Source organism: Pseudoruminococcus sp. (assembly GCF_047012705.1).
GTDB lineage: Bacteria > Bacillota > Clostridia > Oscillospirales > Acutalibacteraceae > Pseudoruminococcus.
Genome location: NZ_JBKXNW010000002.1, coordinates 156,623 through 173,115, shown reverse-complemented (window position 1 = coordinate 173,115; position 16,493 = coordinate 156,623). Strand labels below are relative to the sequence as shown.

The 16,493-nt window shown below is 40.2% G+C and carries 11 protein-coding genes; 5 read left to right on the top strand and 6 right to left on the bottom strand.

Annotated features, from left to right (window positions below; genetic code table 11):
* Position 1 precedes the first annotated feature (1 nt).
* The 5 genes from ACLU24_RS02660 to ACLU24_RS02640 all read left to right on the top strand — a co-directional run bounded on the left by ACLU24_RS02660 (position 2) and on the right by ACLU24_RS02640 (position 4,233).
* Positions 2 to 793 (top strand): ParA family protein, encoded by a 792-nt coding sequence (locus ACLU24_RS02660; protein ID WP_412610136.1) that lies wholly within the window; start codon positions 2 to 4, stop codon positions 791 to 793.
* Positions 790 to 1,170, top strand: a complete 381-nt coding sequence (locus ACLU24_RS02655; protein WP_412610135.1) for a hypothetical protein — start codon at positions 790 to 792, stop codon at positions 1,168 to 1,170. Before ACLU24_RS02660 ends, ACLU24_RS02655 begins: the two co-directional genes overlap by 4 nt.
* 107 nt (positions 1,171 to 1,277) lie before the next feature.
* The gene (locus ACLU24_RS02650) at positions 1,278 to 2,549 is read left to right on the top strand and encodes a ParB/RepB/Spo0J family partition protein (protein ID WP_412610134.1); all 1,272 of its coding nucleotides are present in this window, start codon (positions 1,278 to 1,280) and stop codon (positions 2,547 to 2,549) included.
* A gap of 232 nt (positions 2,550 to 2,781) precedes the next feature.
* Positions 2,782 to 3,807 (top strand): hypothetical protein, encoded by a 1,026-nt coding sequence (locus ACLU24_RS02645; protein ID WP_412610133.1) that lies wholly within the window; start codon positions 2,782 to 2,784, stop codon positions 3,805 to 3,807.
* A 3-nt stretch (positions 3,808 to 3,810) separates the two neighbouring features.
* Positions 3,811 to 4,233, top strand: a complete 423-nt coding sequence (locus ACLU24_RS02640; RefSeq protein WP_412610132.1) for a hypothetical protein — start codon at positions 3,811 to 3,813, stop codon at positions 4,231 to 4,233.
* Between the two features lie 135 nt (positions 4,234 to 4,368).
* Here the strand turns inward: ACLU24_RS02640 and ACLU24_RS02635 are convergent, their stop codons facing one another.
* The 6 genes from ACLU24_RS02635 to ACLU24_RS02610 form a co-directional block, all read right to left on the bottom strand.
* A complete protein-coding gene (locus ACLU24_RS02635) occupies positions 4,369 to 5,127 on the bottom strand; it encodes a type III toxin-antitoxin system ToxN/AbiQ family toxin (protein WP_412610131.1) in 759 nt (252 codons plus the stop codon).
* A gap of 316 nt (positions 5,128 to 5,443) precedes the next feature.
* Positions 5,444 to 5,863 (bottom strand): hypothetical protein, encoded by a 420-nt coding sequence (locus ACLU24_RS02630; protein WP_412610130.1) that lies wholly within the window; start codon positions 5,861 to 5,863, stop codon positions 5,444 to 5,446.
* 510 nt (positions 5,864 to 6,373) lie between these two features.
* Positions 6,374 to 6,580: a hypothetical protein gene (locus ACLU24_RS02625; protein WP_412610129.1), complete on the bottom strand. Its 207-nt coding sequence runs from the start codon at positions 6,578 to 6,580 to the stop codon at positions 6,374 to 6,376.
* Positions 6,581 to 6,662: 82 nt separating this feature from the next.
* Positions 6,663 to 7,046: a single-stranded DNA-binding protein gene (locus ACLU24_RS02620; RefSeq protein ID WP_412610128.1), complete on the bottom strand. Its 384-nt coding sequence runs from the start codon at positions 7,044 to 7,046 to the stop codon at positions 6,663 to 6,665.
* Between the two features lie 154 nt (positions 7,047 to 7,200).
* A complete protein-coding gene (locus ACLU24_RS02615) occupies positions 7,201 to 15,504 on the bottom strand; it encodes a YodL domain-containing protein (protein WP_412610127.1) in 8,304 nt (2,767 codons plus the stop codon).
* Positions 15,505 to 15,644: 140 nt separating this feature from the next.
* A complete protein-coding gene (locus tag ACLU24_RS02610; RefSeq protein ID WP_412610126.1) occupies positions 15,645 to 16,475 on the bottom strand; it encodes a hypothetical protein in 831 nt (276 codons plus the stop codon).
* Positions 16,476 to 16,493 lie beyond the last annotated feature (18 nt).

Genomic DNA, 16,493 nt, shown 5'->3' with positions numbered 1-16,493 from the left:
AATGTGCAGAATTATTTCTATTGCAAACCAGAAGGGCGGTGTCGGCAAGACAACAACAGCCATGAATGTAGGTGTGGCACTCAGGCTCACAGGAAAACGTGTGCTGCTGATCGACCTTGACCCACAGGCGAACTTGTCAACCTATCTCGGCTTTACCAATGACGAGGGAGAACCTATTGACGATCTGCCGACAATCAGCCATCTGATGATGGTAGCTATTGGTCAGGGTAAGAAGCTCACCGATGTTAAACAGTATATCAGGCATAACGAGCTGAATGATATTGATTACATACCGTCCGACATCAATCTTGCCAATGCAGACTGCTATCTTGCCGGAGCGTTATCGAGAGAAACGGTGCTGAAGCGTATGCTGACAAAGGAGCTGATCAGTGATTACGACTATATCATTATCGACTGTCTGCCCTCTCTTGGAGTGCTGCTGATGAACGCACTTGTTGCAAGCAACGGCATTATCATTCCTGTTCAGGCTCAGAAATTCGCCTTTGACGGTCTTGGTATGCTGAACAGTATCTTTGATCAGGTTAAGGCTACATTGAAACCGGAACTGAGCTTGATCGGAGTGCTGCCGACAATGGTTGACCACACCAACGCAAGCAAGCGTGTAATCGAAAAGCTGAAAGAAGCCTATCCTGATGAACTGTTCAATACGGTTATCCACAGAGCCACAGAAGCCACGGAAAGCACCAACAAACACAGAAGTCTTTGCCTTTACAAGAACCGTTTAGGCAAGGAATACAAGGCGGTTGCGGAGGAAGTGATATACAGACTATGAATGATGAAATGTGGGATAAAATCGAGTTTCGTTTGTTTGAACTTGGTTCAATAGTAAAACTGAAAGCAGATGATTATTGTATATGGCTTATAAATCAGCGAGAGGGCAATAAACTGTACACTGTTGTATATGTGGATGGCAGATTCAAACTTGAATGGGCAACTACAGATTGCGAAATAAGACGCAGATTTATGTGTCCTTCAAAGAGGTGTGCAGTTGCTAAAAAAGACCTTGATAAGATCAGGAGCAAACAAGCAAGACAAGAAGTAAAGAACCAGTACACCTATATTGATTACTCTCCGTTTTGGTCATCGTTCAGACGTTTGAAGAAACACCTTGTAGAGCATAACACTATAATTGAAATGGAAGAAGAGTAGAGTGATATGGATTTTTGGATTGGAATTATGATAGGCGTAGCGATTGGTGTTTACATAGGAGTAACGGTGTTTGCACTTATCAGTGTAAGTTATTAAAGAAGAGCAAAATGAAATGGGACGGCACAGCGTATGCAAATGAAATCAAACGAGGTTTATTTCTCTTGTTGACCGATTTAGAAATACAAAAGGCACGGTTTCTGAGTCATAAGGAATATACCGAGTTGTTTAAACAACATATTGGTCAGCATCACGCATTCGGTGGAATAGCTCTTGAAAAATGTTTTGTTCCATATCAGATAATGTGCAAGTCTGACCAAATAGAAATTGATTTAAAGCGACCTCTCAATAGTTCAGGTGATACTGTTATTTCAATGTCATGGAGTATGGCAGCACGGCATATCAGATACTGGGTTAAGGAAGAATATCTGCAAAAACAGGAAACGGAGGGAAAGACAATGACACAATTCAATTTCGGGGCTATGATGTCGCAGGAAAACCAAATCAAGCAGATACCTGTCGATATGCTTGTTCCGTATCACAACCATAAATTCACGCTGTACGAAGGCGAACGGCTTGACGATATGGTCGAGAGCATTCGCAAAAACGGTGTTATGACACCAATTATCGTACAGCCGTTAGAGGACGGCAATTACGAAATTCTGATCGGGCATAACCGTTGGAACGCTTCTAAGATAGCCGGACAGGAATGTGTTCCGGCTATCATAAAGGAAAATCTGACGGAGGAAGAAGCCGAGATTTATGTTATTGAGAGCAATCTTCTTCAGAGAGGATTTAACGAGCTGAAAACATCGGAACAGGCACAGGTGCTTGCACTTCGCTATGAAAGTATGTTTTCGCAAGGCAAGCGTAATGACATTATCAACGAGCTTTTGGAGCTTGAGGGCAAGGCGGATCAGAAACAGAAACATAATTCAAGAGAGGAGGTGGGTGCAGAATATGGTCTGAGCAGAAACACCGTTGCAAGACTGCTCCGTGTAGATAAGCTGCATGAAGGACTGAAAGACTGGGTAGATAACGGTGAACTGTCGGTCAGAGCTGCCGTTGAGCTGTCCTATCTCAGTGACGAGGAGCAGGAGCAGCTTTATCGAACCAACACAGATTATGCAACAGGAGGAATGTCAAGAAAGATCAGCGAAAAAACAGCCAAGCAGCTTAGAAACGTCTCTGGTGTACAAGATTACGTCGACTATATGGTCAGTATTCTGAATGGAGAACAACAGGAAAAGAAGCTGTCAGGCAAATCTATCAAGATTGACGGCGAAGTTTTTGAGCGGTATTTTACAAATATTGACAAAAAACAAATCAGTTCTATTATAGAATCAGCTTTGAGAATGTATTTTGCAGGACAGACCGAGTAAATGTATTGCAAAACAGCAAGAATTATGATAAGATAAAAGTGCCAAACGAAACTCACTAAGAGCAGACTTAGCGTGTGTTTTTTCTCGGTAAAAACACAGGCTTTACCTTGACACGCTTTTGTGCTGTTCTTGGGTTTTGTTTGGCGACAATGAAGTCTTGTGTTTTTCGGGCACACGGCTTCGGTTGTGTGCCTTTTATTTTGCCCGAAAAAACAAAAGGAGTGTTTTTATTATGAAATTTGTAAGAAGAATAATCGCTGCTGTTATGGTTGCTGCCGTGAGCCTTGCTACTCTTGCAACAACGGCATTTGCTTTAGGAAAAGATCTGGTGGCACTTTCGGATGATGAACGATTCAATGAAATATGGAAAGAAGTAGATCATTCCTTTGCAGGATTAGAAGCTTCTTTAATGCACGATGAATTAAAGAAGTTTATATCAGAACTTGAAATCACTTCTATCTACGGCTATGATGTTGATGAAGGATTTAAGGATTTTAAGGAATGGTACAATAATAGGCATAAGGGCATGAAAATTGATTTGTATGACAAAGAAGTAGCTGCATATCTCAAGGAACATCCTGATTCAGACCTGAGATGGACTGACGGAGCAGGAGCTAAACAGGGAGAATTGCGAGTTTACGATTCAAACATTTTGGTAGCTACTGTTAAAGATCAGAAAAGCAGAGATGTTATACTCTTTATGCAGTATTCTCCGGAAAATATCTCAAACATGATTATATGGTCATATGATGTTGATAAAGAACAGTTTATAGGTAATGATGAAAACGGAAAACTTGTAAAAAAAGTGCCAGCTTACAGCAAGCCTTATTACTATAAAAGCACGGATGTATCCGAGAAATCAGAACAGTCTGAATCATCAACAACAGAAGCAAGTGAGGATGAAACAGTGTCAGAGGTTCAGGAATCCACAGCTGTAGAAATGACAGTGTCAGAAGCCAATTCCGATAAAGAAAGATCAGCGGAATCTGATGCCAATGCTACTGTTTCTGAGGATAGAACGGATAGTGCAGATCAATCAGCAATAGAGGAAAGTGCCGTAAAAGCCGATGATGATATAGCTGCTGTCAGTGAGGAAACGGTTAAAGCTGATACTTCTATGGTAGCCGAAGAATCTCCTGCCCAGGAAGAAAACAGCAATAACGACAACTCTACCACAACTATTATTATCATTTGTGGTGTTGTCATTGTTGGAGTATTTACTTTCCTTATCATCAGACAAAAAAAGAAGAAGGTGTGATATATGAATAACAAGGTTTTCAGCAAAACAAGAGCAAATTCCAGTCTTGCCTACTGCTACATAGAGGAATGTATCAACGAGCCTGACAACAAGATGTACCGTTATTATCACTGGGACAGCAAGCACAGAATGTATTCCGAGAGAACACTGATAATGGATGAAGCACGGCTTGTCAACTACCTGATGTATCAGAAGCCTGATTATCTTATGCACCTGCTTAACGAGTGCCGCCTTTATAGCTATGTACTTCGTAAGGTCAGAGCATACAACAAAGCTGTTGACAGTCAGACCAGTGAGCTTTGCAAAGACGATCCGGAAATGCAGCTTGCTCTCCGGCTCGGTGATACGGATAAATACGCAGCACTGGAACAGAGCAATCGACACAAAGCAGAGGAAATGCTCAGAGATAGCTTTTACGCAGCATAACAAAACAGCCGCCCACATCGGGCGGCTTAAATTTTGCCGTAGAATCGTCTGTAAGACGTTTTAGAGCGAGAATGGGGGAATTTACTTGTGATAACAACAAATAGCCGTCAGAGAGCTTCAGAAAGCTTTTGACGGCTATTCTATGTTATTTTTGTTTCGATAGTTACGTTCGCTTTTTTCTTGACTGCTTTCCGGCTCCTGCTGCTTGGAGGAGGGCTTGTAGTCGAGAATTGCTTTTTTCCCGATATAGAATGGTTCTTGCCGGTTCTGCTGTGAAACAGACTGATTGTTGCTGATCGGTGGCTCTGACCCGAGTTCGGATTTATGACGTGCAGTAACTTGATTTAAATTCTGTTCTTTCAAATCTTTTGGAATCTCAATGCCTTGTTCTTGACAGTAGACAACGTATGCTTGCTCCAACAATTTGAAATCGCAGCTATTTCGTGTTAGTTCGGGAAATTGTTTGCTGACAACCCTATTGTAAGTTTTTTGGGCTTGTTTTTGTATCTTATCACGATTTCTTCTACAAAATGCCAATTCTTTACTTACATGAACTCTACTGTATTCCGTTGGCATTTTATTTATATCAACCTTGATGATACAGCTTTTGGGAACAGGTATCATGTATGCCAAACGCAGTGAGCCTAAAACTTTATTTCCTTTGTTTCTAGGGTTTTTATCAGTTATTAATATAACATCTTGTTGTTTCTTATCATAAGACGAAACGGGGACAAAATATTCCTCTCCACTAACTTCCAAAACTGCTCCAAATGTAAATTTATTAGTGTTCCAATACTGTGCGTTAGGCACACAAGTAAAGCCTCTTTTAGCAGTTTCATACTTCTTCAGAAAATCAACATAATCTTCTTTTATGTAATAAAAATATACTTCCATATTATTTCTCCAAACAAAAGAGGGAGAAAGCACAACTTCCTCCCTCATGTTATGATTGCTTTCGGTCTACCCTCATAGTGGTGAGCACTAATAACAACAATCTACCCTCATAGTGGTGAGCACTAATAGTAATGGTCTACCCTCATAGTGGTGAGCACTAATAGAATGTGCAATCAGCATTCATCAAATATATTATAAGTCAACTGTCAAAAAAAATCAATAGCTTTGGGAAATAAAATTCAGAGAAAAGTGTAAGATTATTTATAAAAGAAGCATCTCCTTATTTTCAGAGGATAGCTTTAAGTTTAGCTTCTCATCAAGGCTTACTATCATACAATTGGGACAATATTTCTTTTGTAATAGTTTTTTTAATATGTTCAAACTGACTATCGCCTCCAATATCATAATGATCCAAATGCGACAAAAGCATTTCTTTATAATTCTGTTTATTTTCAAAATCTCGCTTTAGGTCATCGTATAAGAGGACTATATCTTCCATAAATCTTTGTGAAGATATTTGCGAACTTGCTCTAAACGCAGAAAGATAAAGTGTTCTGTAAGAAAGCCTTAGTTCAACCGGTACATCTTGGATCTGTAATTTATTACATAATAGCATTTCAGTTATAAATTGTAAAGACAAATTGTATAGATGCTCGATTTCATTGTGATGCTGCTGAGCCTTGAAAGCGGCATACTCTTTTTCTTCTTCTGTTATTTTATATAAATCAAATCCCATGATAATTCTCCTTATCTTCTTGGTTTATATGGCTTACTGCCGAAGGATCTGTCTTGACCGCCGCTTCTATTGACGAGATCCTCATTTACAGCCTTTCTTTTACTGAAAATAGTCTTAACTTCATAATTGCTACAAAAGATCATCTACTTTTAATCCAAGTACATCAACAATTTTTTTCTGTCAACACATTAGGATTATAAGTATATTTCATCCACTTCTGCCCCAGTGGGGCAAAAGTGGTCACCTTTTTATAAATTACATCATTTCGAATATACGGATAAACCAATTATTGCTTGTGAATTTCCTTTGGGAAATAAAAAATTCTTGTTGATAGACAGCAATAAACGATTAACATATTCAATTATCAATAGCAAAGAATATATTAATATGTTTTTATTGAACTCTCATGAGGTTATAAAAAGCAAAGTATTGTCAACACCATTCGAAAGATGTTATTATTCTATGATTACAGATTTAACCACTTTACTACAAATAAAAAGGGCGTATCATCTATCTGACGATAAATTGCTTACCTTGTCCAAAATTTCCAAGGAAGATACCATCGCAATGTTTTTGTGACAAACTATTAAGATAGTTATATAGTATCTTTTTAGCGTTCTCGGCACTCTCCGCTTTTCCTATAAGCTCCATACCATTTTGCTCACGTTCTGTTACACAAGGTAAGCTGTCAGGTTGCTTGTAGACATAGTACATCATTTATACCTCCACTTTCTTTGAAATACTATCTCATCCACTTCTGCCCCAGTGGGGCAAAAGTGGATATTGACATTTATGGCAATCAGTCAAACGGTAGATCATCCTCATTCGGAATATACTCCTCATCCTGTGCTGCCGTTGAACTGTTGTCCCTGCGTTCCACAAATTCAAGTCTATTGGCATAGACCTCAAAGGTATAACGCTTAATGCCGTTTTCGTCCATATATGAACCGGTTCTAACAGAACCCTGTACACCGATACGCTGACCTTTTGAAAAGTATTTGCAGAGAAATTCCGCAGAGTTTCTCCAAGCAACCACATTGATAAAATCAACCTGTTTTTCTTCGCCCTGTTTCGTATATGCCCTGTCAACGGCAATCGAAAATCTCGATACGGCAACACCGGACTGGGTGTGCTTCAGCTCAGGATCGGCAGTCAGTCTTCCAACTAATGCAATGATATTCATATGGTTATTCTTCCTTTCGTCTGTATAGTTTTTGATACCTTTCGGATATTCTGTATGCTTCTGTTGGTACGTGATTTTCTTTTTCTGTATTTGCTTTCTTTTTCAGCTGATATAATACAGTTTATAAGCCTTATGTACCCACTGGTTATTTCAATCATATCGCTTCTCCTTTATTTTTGTTCTTTTCTTGTTCAACAGATCGCTCCTGAGCCTGTTTAGGGGCTTCTTTTTTTGGCGAAGATAAAATCATATCTTTGCCAAAATAATGCGTTCTCGGCGGTTTCTCTGTGCTTTGCAAGCGTTTGGCAGCTTCTGTATTTAGTTCGTCCGTTAAATCGGAAAGCCTTTCTGTTTTTTCGGCAAGCTCCTGTGCATATTCAAAAGGCTGTGCAAGTATTTCCTTTGCAGATTCAATGTCAATGTCTGCCTGTGTGAGCTTCTTTCGTGCTTCATCAAGGTGCTTTTCAATACCCATTGCCAGCTTTTCAAATTTGCTTACATTTACAGACGGCATGGTACTTAATCCTACCGAATATTCTAACTCACCCTTGATAATGCCACGGATACATTCATTGTTACTATCATAGGTTGCATAAATATGAAAGCCGTATATCTCACCGATAGGAAATGTTCTGTCACGGTCTGTATAAACAATATCCAAAGCCTTATTCAATACTTCGGCAGCTTCTTTTTTGTCTGTGTACTCAGTCCCTTTGATCGTCATAGAGAAAACAGGCTTGCTTTCTTCATCTAAGGGTATTGCCTTGCACTTTTCAAAATCATGCTCCAGTTTTTCTATTCTGGCACAAATCTGTTCACGTCTTTCGGGATAAGCTGTAACCTTATCCTCTAATTCAAAATGCGTATCACGGTATTCCTTTTCAAAAAGCTGCAGCTCCTTTACTCTGTTTTCAAGTGTGAGCTTTTCCTTGATACGCTCATCGCCTGTGCATAGTGCCTTTATTTCGGAATAAGTTAAGGCTTCCTGATCGACATCCGAACAAGTACGGGCAGGAGTTTTTGAAGTGATAACCTGACTGATAAAACGCTGCTTTGTTTCCAGAAGCTGATAGGAATAAGCGTCAAATGTTCCTTTGGTAACATAACGGTAAAGATGTACTTTGTCGTTGATATTGCCCTGTCTGACCATTCGTCCTCTCCGTTGCTCCAGATCAGACGGTCTCCACGGTACATCAAGATCGTGCAAGGCTATCAGTCTGTCCTGTACATTTGTACCTGTTCCCATCTTGGCGGTACTGCCGAGCAGCACTCTGACTTCTCCTGAACGAACTTTTTCAAAAAGCTCCGACTTCTGTGCTTCCGTTTTAGCTTCGTGTATAAAGGCAATTTCCTTTGACGGTACACCCATTTCAATCAGTTTTGATTTTATATCATCATATACACAGAATGTTCCGCTTTCTTCAAGAGAATCTATGTCAGCCATAGACTTCTCATCCGCTTCGCTGTCCTTGCTGCTGTCGGTCTGATTTGGCTTCGGCACACCCAAATCGCAGAAAATGATCTGTGTCATTTTGTCTGCGGCGGTGTCCTGCCAGAGCTGAAATACATTGCTTACGCACTGATTCAGCTTTGTGTTAGGATTATCCTCCAGTGACGGGTCAACAAGGCGAGGGTCAAGTCCGACCTTTCTGCCATCGCCCGTTATCTTGAGCATATTATCCTCATGCGGCTCTACAATGCCATTCTGAACATCATCAGCTCTTGCGGATAACTCTTGAACCATTGCTTGCTGCAACGGTGTAGGCTCTGTATTGACAATATGCAGCTCACAGTCAGGAACAGGCAGCTTCAGACTGTCGCTTGTCCGCACATCAGCACACTGCTTGAACATTGTCATCAACTCAGGCATATTGGCATAGCTTGCAATTCTTGTACGGGCTTTGAATTTATCTCCTGTCGGAGCAAGCTCATAATCTGTTTTCTGTTTGCCGAAAACAGAAACCCAGTTATCAAAATTCTGCATACCGTGCATTGATAGGAAATCGTACTGCAAGTACCTCATCATGGTGTGCAGCTCCGTGATAGAGTTGCTGACAGGTGTTCCGGTGGCGAATACAACACCCTTACCGCCTGTTTTTTCATCGAGGTATCGGCACTTCATAAACAGCTCTGTTGCTCTCTGAGAAGTTCGCCCTGAGATGCCTGATACATTTTGCAGCTTGGTTATACACATCAGATTTTTAAACTCATGTGCTTCATCTACAAACAGCTTGTCAATTCCCAATTCCTCAAAGTACATTGTGTTATCTTTTTTTGACGAGGACAGCTTTTCAAGCTTCTGCTGTAAGGATTTGCGTGTACGCTCCATTGCTTTGACCTGAAAGCTCTCGCCGTTCTGTTCTTTGAGTTCTGCTATGCCCTGTGTAATATCCTCAATCTGCTCTTTATACATTCTCTCCTGTCGTTCGGGAGAAATCGGTATCATGCCGAGCTGGGAATGACCGATGATAACAGCATCGTAATTACCAGTAGCTATTTTTGCAAGAAGTTTGCTGCGGTTTTGCTTTGTGAAATCCTGTTTTGTGGCAACGAGAATATGTGCATTTGGATAGAGCTTCAAAAAATCTGCACCGACTTGTTCTGTCAGGTGGTTCGGAACAGCAAATAACGACTTACTGCATAATCCTAACCGTTTGCTTTCCATTGCCGTTGCGATCATCTCAAAGGTTTTTCCTGCACCTACACAATGTGCAAAAAGCGTATTGCCGCCGTAAATAGCGTGAGCAATAGCATTTCTCTGATGTTGGTGCAGCTCGATACCTGCATTCATACCATGAAATTGAAGATGGGAGCCGTCATATTCTCTCGGACGAACACAGTTGAATTGTCTGTTATACAAATCAACAAGCATTTTACGCCTTTCAGGATCTTTGAATATCCAATCCTTAAATTCCTTCCTGATAGCTTCTGCTTTTCGCTTGACAAGCTTTGTCGCTTCAATATCCATAACCTTTTTATCCTTTGACGGATCATCAGGATCGGGGATAGTTTTTGTAATGTTCGGAATATGCAGATTCAGAACAGCTTCAAAAATGGTATAGGCATTCTTTACTTTTGTGCCGTAGGTCTTATCAGTGGTAACAGAATGATCTACAGATTTATTTGAAATGTTCCATTTGTTTGTATGGGGAGAATAGTCTATTTCAATATTCTTTCTTCCTCGCTGCTGCCATACAAAACGGGGAGGACGGTCGGCACGATGTTCATCGGCTGTTTTGAATGTTTCATACATAAACTGCTGATAGATTTCTTTCGGAATCCAAGTTGCACCGCATTCTATGTCAATTTCTCCTGCCGTAAGCGGAGTAGGAACAGCAGCTTCAAGAGCAGAGATATTATCCGCAAAAGCACTGTTGCTTTCAGCAGCGTATTTTGCTGCACTGAGTTTTGCGTAAATGTCACCTGAAAGATATTCCGAAGCGGTCTGATATACAATGCTTTCGCCGTGTGACAATTCGGGAACAGGAAATATATCGCCCTTGAGATCACTGATAATTGCCTTTTGCGGTAAGTCGGTCAGAGCCGACATATATTCAAGATCAACCTTGCCTTTTTCGGCAAGGGACAGGACAAGTGCTTCCTGCGGTGTATCTACTTTGTCAACTACTTCGGGGACTCTGATTGTACGTTTATAGAAAATATCCGACTTCCTGATCAGCTTGTCCTTATCGACTTTATCCTCCAGTGAAAGCATAAGAGGGTAGGACGAATCATCACGGAATAGCTGAGAGTTGAAGCGGCTGTGCATAAGACCGTATTTTTTATAAAAGCTGTCATATTGCGTATTCAGCTTTGCTTGTAATTCTTTTATTCTGTCCTCTACATCGGGAGCAGTTTCTTGCTGAACAGCAAGCAGCTCACGCACAGTATCACGGATTTGTATGTATGCTTTGGCTCGTTCAATGTTTGCAGGAGAATAAGAGCGTTTCCAACTATCCCTCAGACTGACAACCTCGTTATCTTCAATGGTGTAAATGTTATTCTTATATTCAAAATAGCTGTAATTCCTGATACTATCGGGTATCTGAACTTCGCTGTTTTCCATTGGTACAATATAATTTTCTGTTGCGTTAAAGACCGCATGAATTTTGCTGACCGCTTCGGGTAGCAGCTCAGACAAGCTGCTGTTTTCAAACGGCACACACATAGTATCATCATTTCTGCCGTACATTTTGTTTCCTTGCACGATCTCACCGAGAACCATTTCGGGATTATCAATAAAATATTGATTTATCGGCAATCCGTTTTCATTTACACCGATATTTACCCAATCGGGCATTTTTTCGGGCGGTGACTGCCTTTTTTGCAGAAAGATAATATCGGCGGTCACTTCCGTTCCGGCGGTCTTAAAGGCTGTGTTCGGAAGTCTGACTGCCCCGATTAGATCGGCTTTTTCTGCAAGCATTCTGCGGAACGAGCTGTCACGCTTATCAAGCGTTCCCTTTGATGTAACAAAGGCTACAATACCGCCGTCCTTGACCTTGTCAAGAGCTTGCATGAAAAAGTAATCGTGTATTTTCAGCGATTGTCTGTCATACTGCAAGCTGAAATCGCCAAAGGGAATGTTACCGACTGCAACATCAAAGCAGCCGTTCTTAAAACTTGTTTTTTCAAAGCCTTTGATGTCAATGTGTGCTTCGGGATAAAGCTGATTTGCAATACGTCCTGTCAGGCTGTCAATTTCCACACCAAACAGCTTTGACTGTGACTGCATTTCCTGCGGCATTCTGCCGAAAAAGTTACCGATACCCATTGACGGCTCAAGAATATTGCCGCCCTCAAAGCCGGAGTTTTGCAGGACAGTGTAAATGCTGTCGATAATAACAGGGGATGTATAGAACGAATCAAGTGTTGTTGCCCTTGCGGAGCTGTATTCATCCTCTGTCAGCAAATCTCTTAATTCCTGATAATGCGGATTACTTTCTTTGAAAAATTCTGCAAGACCGCCCCAACCGACATAGCGTGACAGTGTTTCCTGTTCTTCGGGACTTGCCTGTCTGCCGTCAGCTTCAAGTTCTTTGAGAAGTCGGATAGCAGCAAGGTTGTTATTAAAACGCTGCAAGGGTGTTCCCGAACCGATCTCGCTGTCGGTAATATGGAAATTTTCGGCTTTGGGAGCTGCCGCCTTTTCCTGTTCGGGAATATCAGCTGTATCTGAAATATCAAGCGTAATATCATTGTCAGTCTCATTCTTTGTGGGAATGGTGGAGGTAACATCAAATGAAAGCTGCGGACTTTCTTCAGAGACGGATACAGTCTGCTCTTCTTTTGGCTGTATTGATTCATGTTTCTGCTCAACTGTTTCTATTTCTGCTTGTTCGGAAGGATTGATTATTTGCTCCTGTTCAATTTCCCTGAAAAAGTCAGGCAATTCCTTATAGCCAACACTGTCACAGAAGTAAGCCGTCTGATTACCGTTATTTTCAATGACAATAACATCACTCACTGATAACGAATGTCCCTTAAAGTCAGCAGGATGATCTACATTGAATTTCTTAAAGAGAGCTTCTAACTTGACTTCGATTTCATCACCGTCAACGTCAGATAAGTTACCCTGATAAACCAAGTCATAATCCCTGACATTGACAGGCTCCGGCTGTCTGTCCAATCTTTCAAATCGCTTATAATGGTTTTCTTCACCTGATTTTATCTGATATATCTTGTATGTACCTGTTTCATTTTCCTGTGACGGCTGTACCTGCTTCTGTACGGCAGTATTGTTACGCTGTTCAATTTCTGCCCTTGCCCTTTCCATAAGGTCATACATCGTACTTGTATTACCGCCCTCAAGGTCAAAAGGCTGATTAAATCGTTCAACATAAGCACCGAATTCATCACTCGTAATATCAACAGCCGTCTGATTAGAATTGCCTTCAAGCTGTTCAAAAAATGCCGTTGTTCGTGGAACAACCTCTTTTATATTGACGGTTGCGGCTTCTGCTTCAAGAATATCCTCATAGCTGATCAGGCTGATAACAAACTGTCCGCCCTTTGAACTGTCAGGATTAAAGTAGATTTCTTCAACACCATACTCTGTAAAGAAAAATTTGTCTTTCTCAATATCAAAGTCGTAGCCTAATTCTTTGACTGCTTTTTTAGCTGCTATCTGTGCTTCTTCTTTGGCAGATTCTCTTTGAATATCCTCATATTCAGATTTGAAGTGCTGCAAATAAGCCTGTGCCATTTTCTCAAAAGTTACTTCACGAGTGAGATGATGATACTGAACTGAATAGCTGTTTTCTGTAGCAGTTATATTGACTTCAAGATCTTCAAGAAATTTATCTTCAAAAGGAATTCTTGCTTCAGGAATACTGCTATCTCCATACAGAAAAAGTCCCTCCGTAAGCTCTTTTGAAATATCCTCTCCGCTTTGATATCGTCTTGACAATTCAAAAGCCTTTGCTTCATCGACAACTGTTCCGTTTCCGAAATGTCCCTTTTCGTTTGGTGTGTGCCTGTCTATATAACCTTCATCAAAGAAAATAAATCCAAGGCTTTCTATTTCATCCCACGCAAGAGAGCTTTTTGAAAGCAGTTTTGCTAAGTCACATTCAGAAAAGAATTGCTCCTTATCCGTCATAACTCCTGAAAGTCGCTTTTCTTCGTCACTTAATGAAATAAGCTCCTCAAAATCAATGTTTTCAAGAGCAATATTCATCTTGTCAAGATCAGCAAACAATTCTTTTCTTGCTGTCTTTCCGCCATATTCGACAACAATGCGAAAAGATTCAAGGTCTGCATATACCTGTATATCTATGTCCGAAACCTCATCAGTTGTATAGCCGATATCAATGTGGTCTAAATTTGAGAGATTAGCTTTTGTGTCAAATTCTCTTTTACAGTATTCGTGCAATAAGCGTACGGCTTTGTCAAAAGAGCCTTCGTGCTGATTATCTTCGAGAGATGATTCTGAAATGTAAGTTTGTTCGGCGGCTTCCATCATATTCAGCTGCTTTTCTTTATCCTCCGGTGACATTGTACTGTCGTAGACATAGGGATCTTCTTCATCAATACCCTCAGAATATTTGCTGCTGAATGGCATACCAGCTTCATGTGCGAGCTGCTTTGCCTGTTCCAGACGAACAACTTCATTAACAACATCTAAAACAACTCTTTGCTCACCGTTAGTCAGGACGGTGACAATATCTACACTGCTGAGCCGAACATCATTTTCACCAAGTGCCAAAATAACATTGTATTCTTTGCCATTACTTTCTAATGTCATATGTGCATTTTTCAGACCTTCTTCAATAACACCGTTCTCGGCTAATCTGTTCAGAACACCGACATTTGTTTCAATCGGTACTCTGTAAATTATGCTGCCGTCAGCGTTTTCTCTTGTTGAATAATAATCCGTTTTGTATTTGATACGGTCAAACTCTGCTGTTTCAGGAAGATATGTACCAAAACGAAGATAGTTCTGTAATGCAGACAATTTATATCCTTTCACGTCAGCAATATGTTGATGTATACGATCAAAGGCATCGGACAGCCTTTCTTTATTTTGCCAAACATCTCCGATTTTCTGTATATCGTCAGGACTAAAAGTGTAATCAATAAGATTTAGTATGCTTTCAGGTAATTCAATATTTACAAGGTTCTGCATAGCAAGTTTTTGTGCTGAATCGTAACCTCGTAAATATGTGATATCTGAGAATAGTTTTTCTCGATTAAACCGTTCTTTTAGACGGTCAAGACTTGTTCTGTCAGCAAATAAATATTCACTGTCTTTTAGCGGTGCGTAAATACTTGTAAACTCAGCTGTGTATTGCCTGAGCTGTTCTTCCGTAAAATCATTTATTTCGTCTATGAGAAAAAAGAATTGATTAGAAAACTCCTCACCTTTTGCATAACACATATCTGCAATCGGCTTTAGAATAACCTGACTTCTATCCGGTATATCTGATATTTTTTTATAAATGTTATCAATGTTTTCAAGCTTACGCTGATAGCTGTTTCGGATATTTACAACATCTCTGACTATACGCTCAAATTCCTGTTTATCAGCACTGTCAATCGTAATCGTTGTTGATTGACCGTAAATCCTACCTGAAAAATGAATACCGTTCTGATGAAGCTCATTGGCAACTTTAAGTGCTAAATCCGTTTCAAGCTTCTGATAATGCCTGTTCTGAATATCCTTGTACGCCGTGTTACCGATGACAGAGGTTTTCGGTGTGTAATTGCCCTTTGCTTGTTCGATAGCAAGATTGCTAAGTTCGGGAATTTTACGAAGATTTTCAAGTTCCGACTTCTGAACGGCTATTTTTGCAAAAGCTATTGTCACTTCATTATCTCTGACATAATAGCAGTAATTTACCCCTGTTTCATCCAATGCTTTGATAGCAGCTTCAAGATGTCCTTTTTCAGTTATCATAACGGCTTTTTCGCTGTTCGGTGTAGCATTGTTCCATATTTCGTTTCCGTATAACTGCATTGAATTTATTTTCACCTCCGACTTTTGCCCCCGGCAAGCTGCCGGACCCGATTTACTTTTTGAAAGAAATAATGTACCGGAACAAATTAACTTTCCAAAAGTTTATTGGGAGCGGAGGCACTCCGTGGGGCAAAAGTTATTTATAGGGACTGATCAGTCTTTTTTGGTGTTGATTTATCATGCTGCTGTTGCTGCTTCTGATGTTCATTTTCTTTCGGTTTATTTCCGATAATTTCCTTACGGCTGGAAACGGCAGAGCTTTTTTCTTCTCGGCTTTGTTCCCATGCACCAACCTTTTTGGCAAACACACCTAAATACCCCGATTTTAAATCAAGAGGTAATGTACCCTTTTGGTCTGCAAAAGGCTTTAAAGTGTCTGTTAAAGGTAATTTGCTTGCCCAATCTTTAGCCGGATCAGAAATTGTTGAATCTGCTAATCTGTCCATGATTCCTATTGCAACTGCTGACTTTACATCATCAAAATTGAATTGTTCAGCAAGGGCAGAAAATACAGCAGTTGTATGTAATAATCTTGTCTGCATATCATGATTTTCTGCAAAGGCATTAGGAATAGCAGCACATAAAGCTGCAACACCAAGAGCGTTTTCGGCTTTATCTTGTTGCGTACCTTTTTGTTGAGCCTTATCTTTGTAGTCAGATGTTTTTACAGAAAAGAAATTTGTATTTTTTTCTGTTCTGTCATTTTCAGAAATACCGCCTTTACCGCCATTGACTACATAAAAGTTTGCAGATTCTTCATTCAGATTTATTTCAACAGAATAATTGAATTTGTCGCTTTGCTGAATATCCGCAAACTGTTCCTCTGAAACATTTGAAAATTCATACTTCGGCATATCTTTTGTTTCGGCTGACTTCTGTACGGATAAAGGCTTTTTTTCCTGTTCATCTTCCGTAACTGCTTTTTTGACTGTACTTTCCTGTTCGGGAGCTGTGTTATCTTTGATAGGCATTTCTATTTCCTCCGTTAT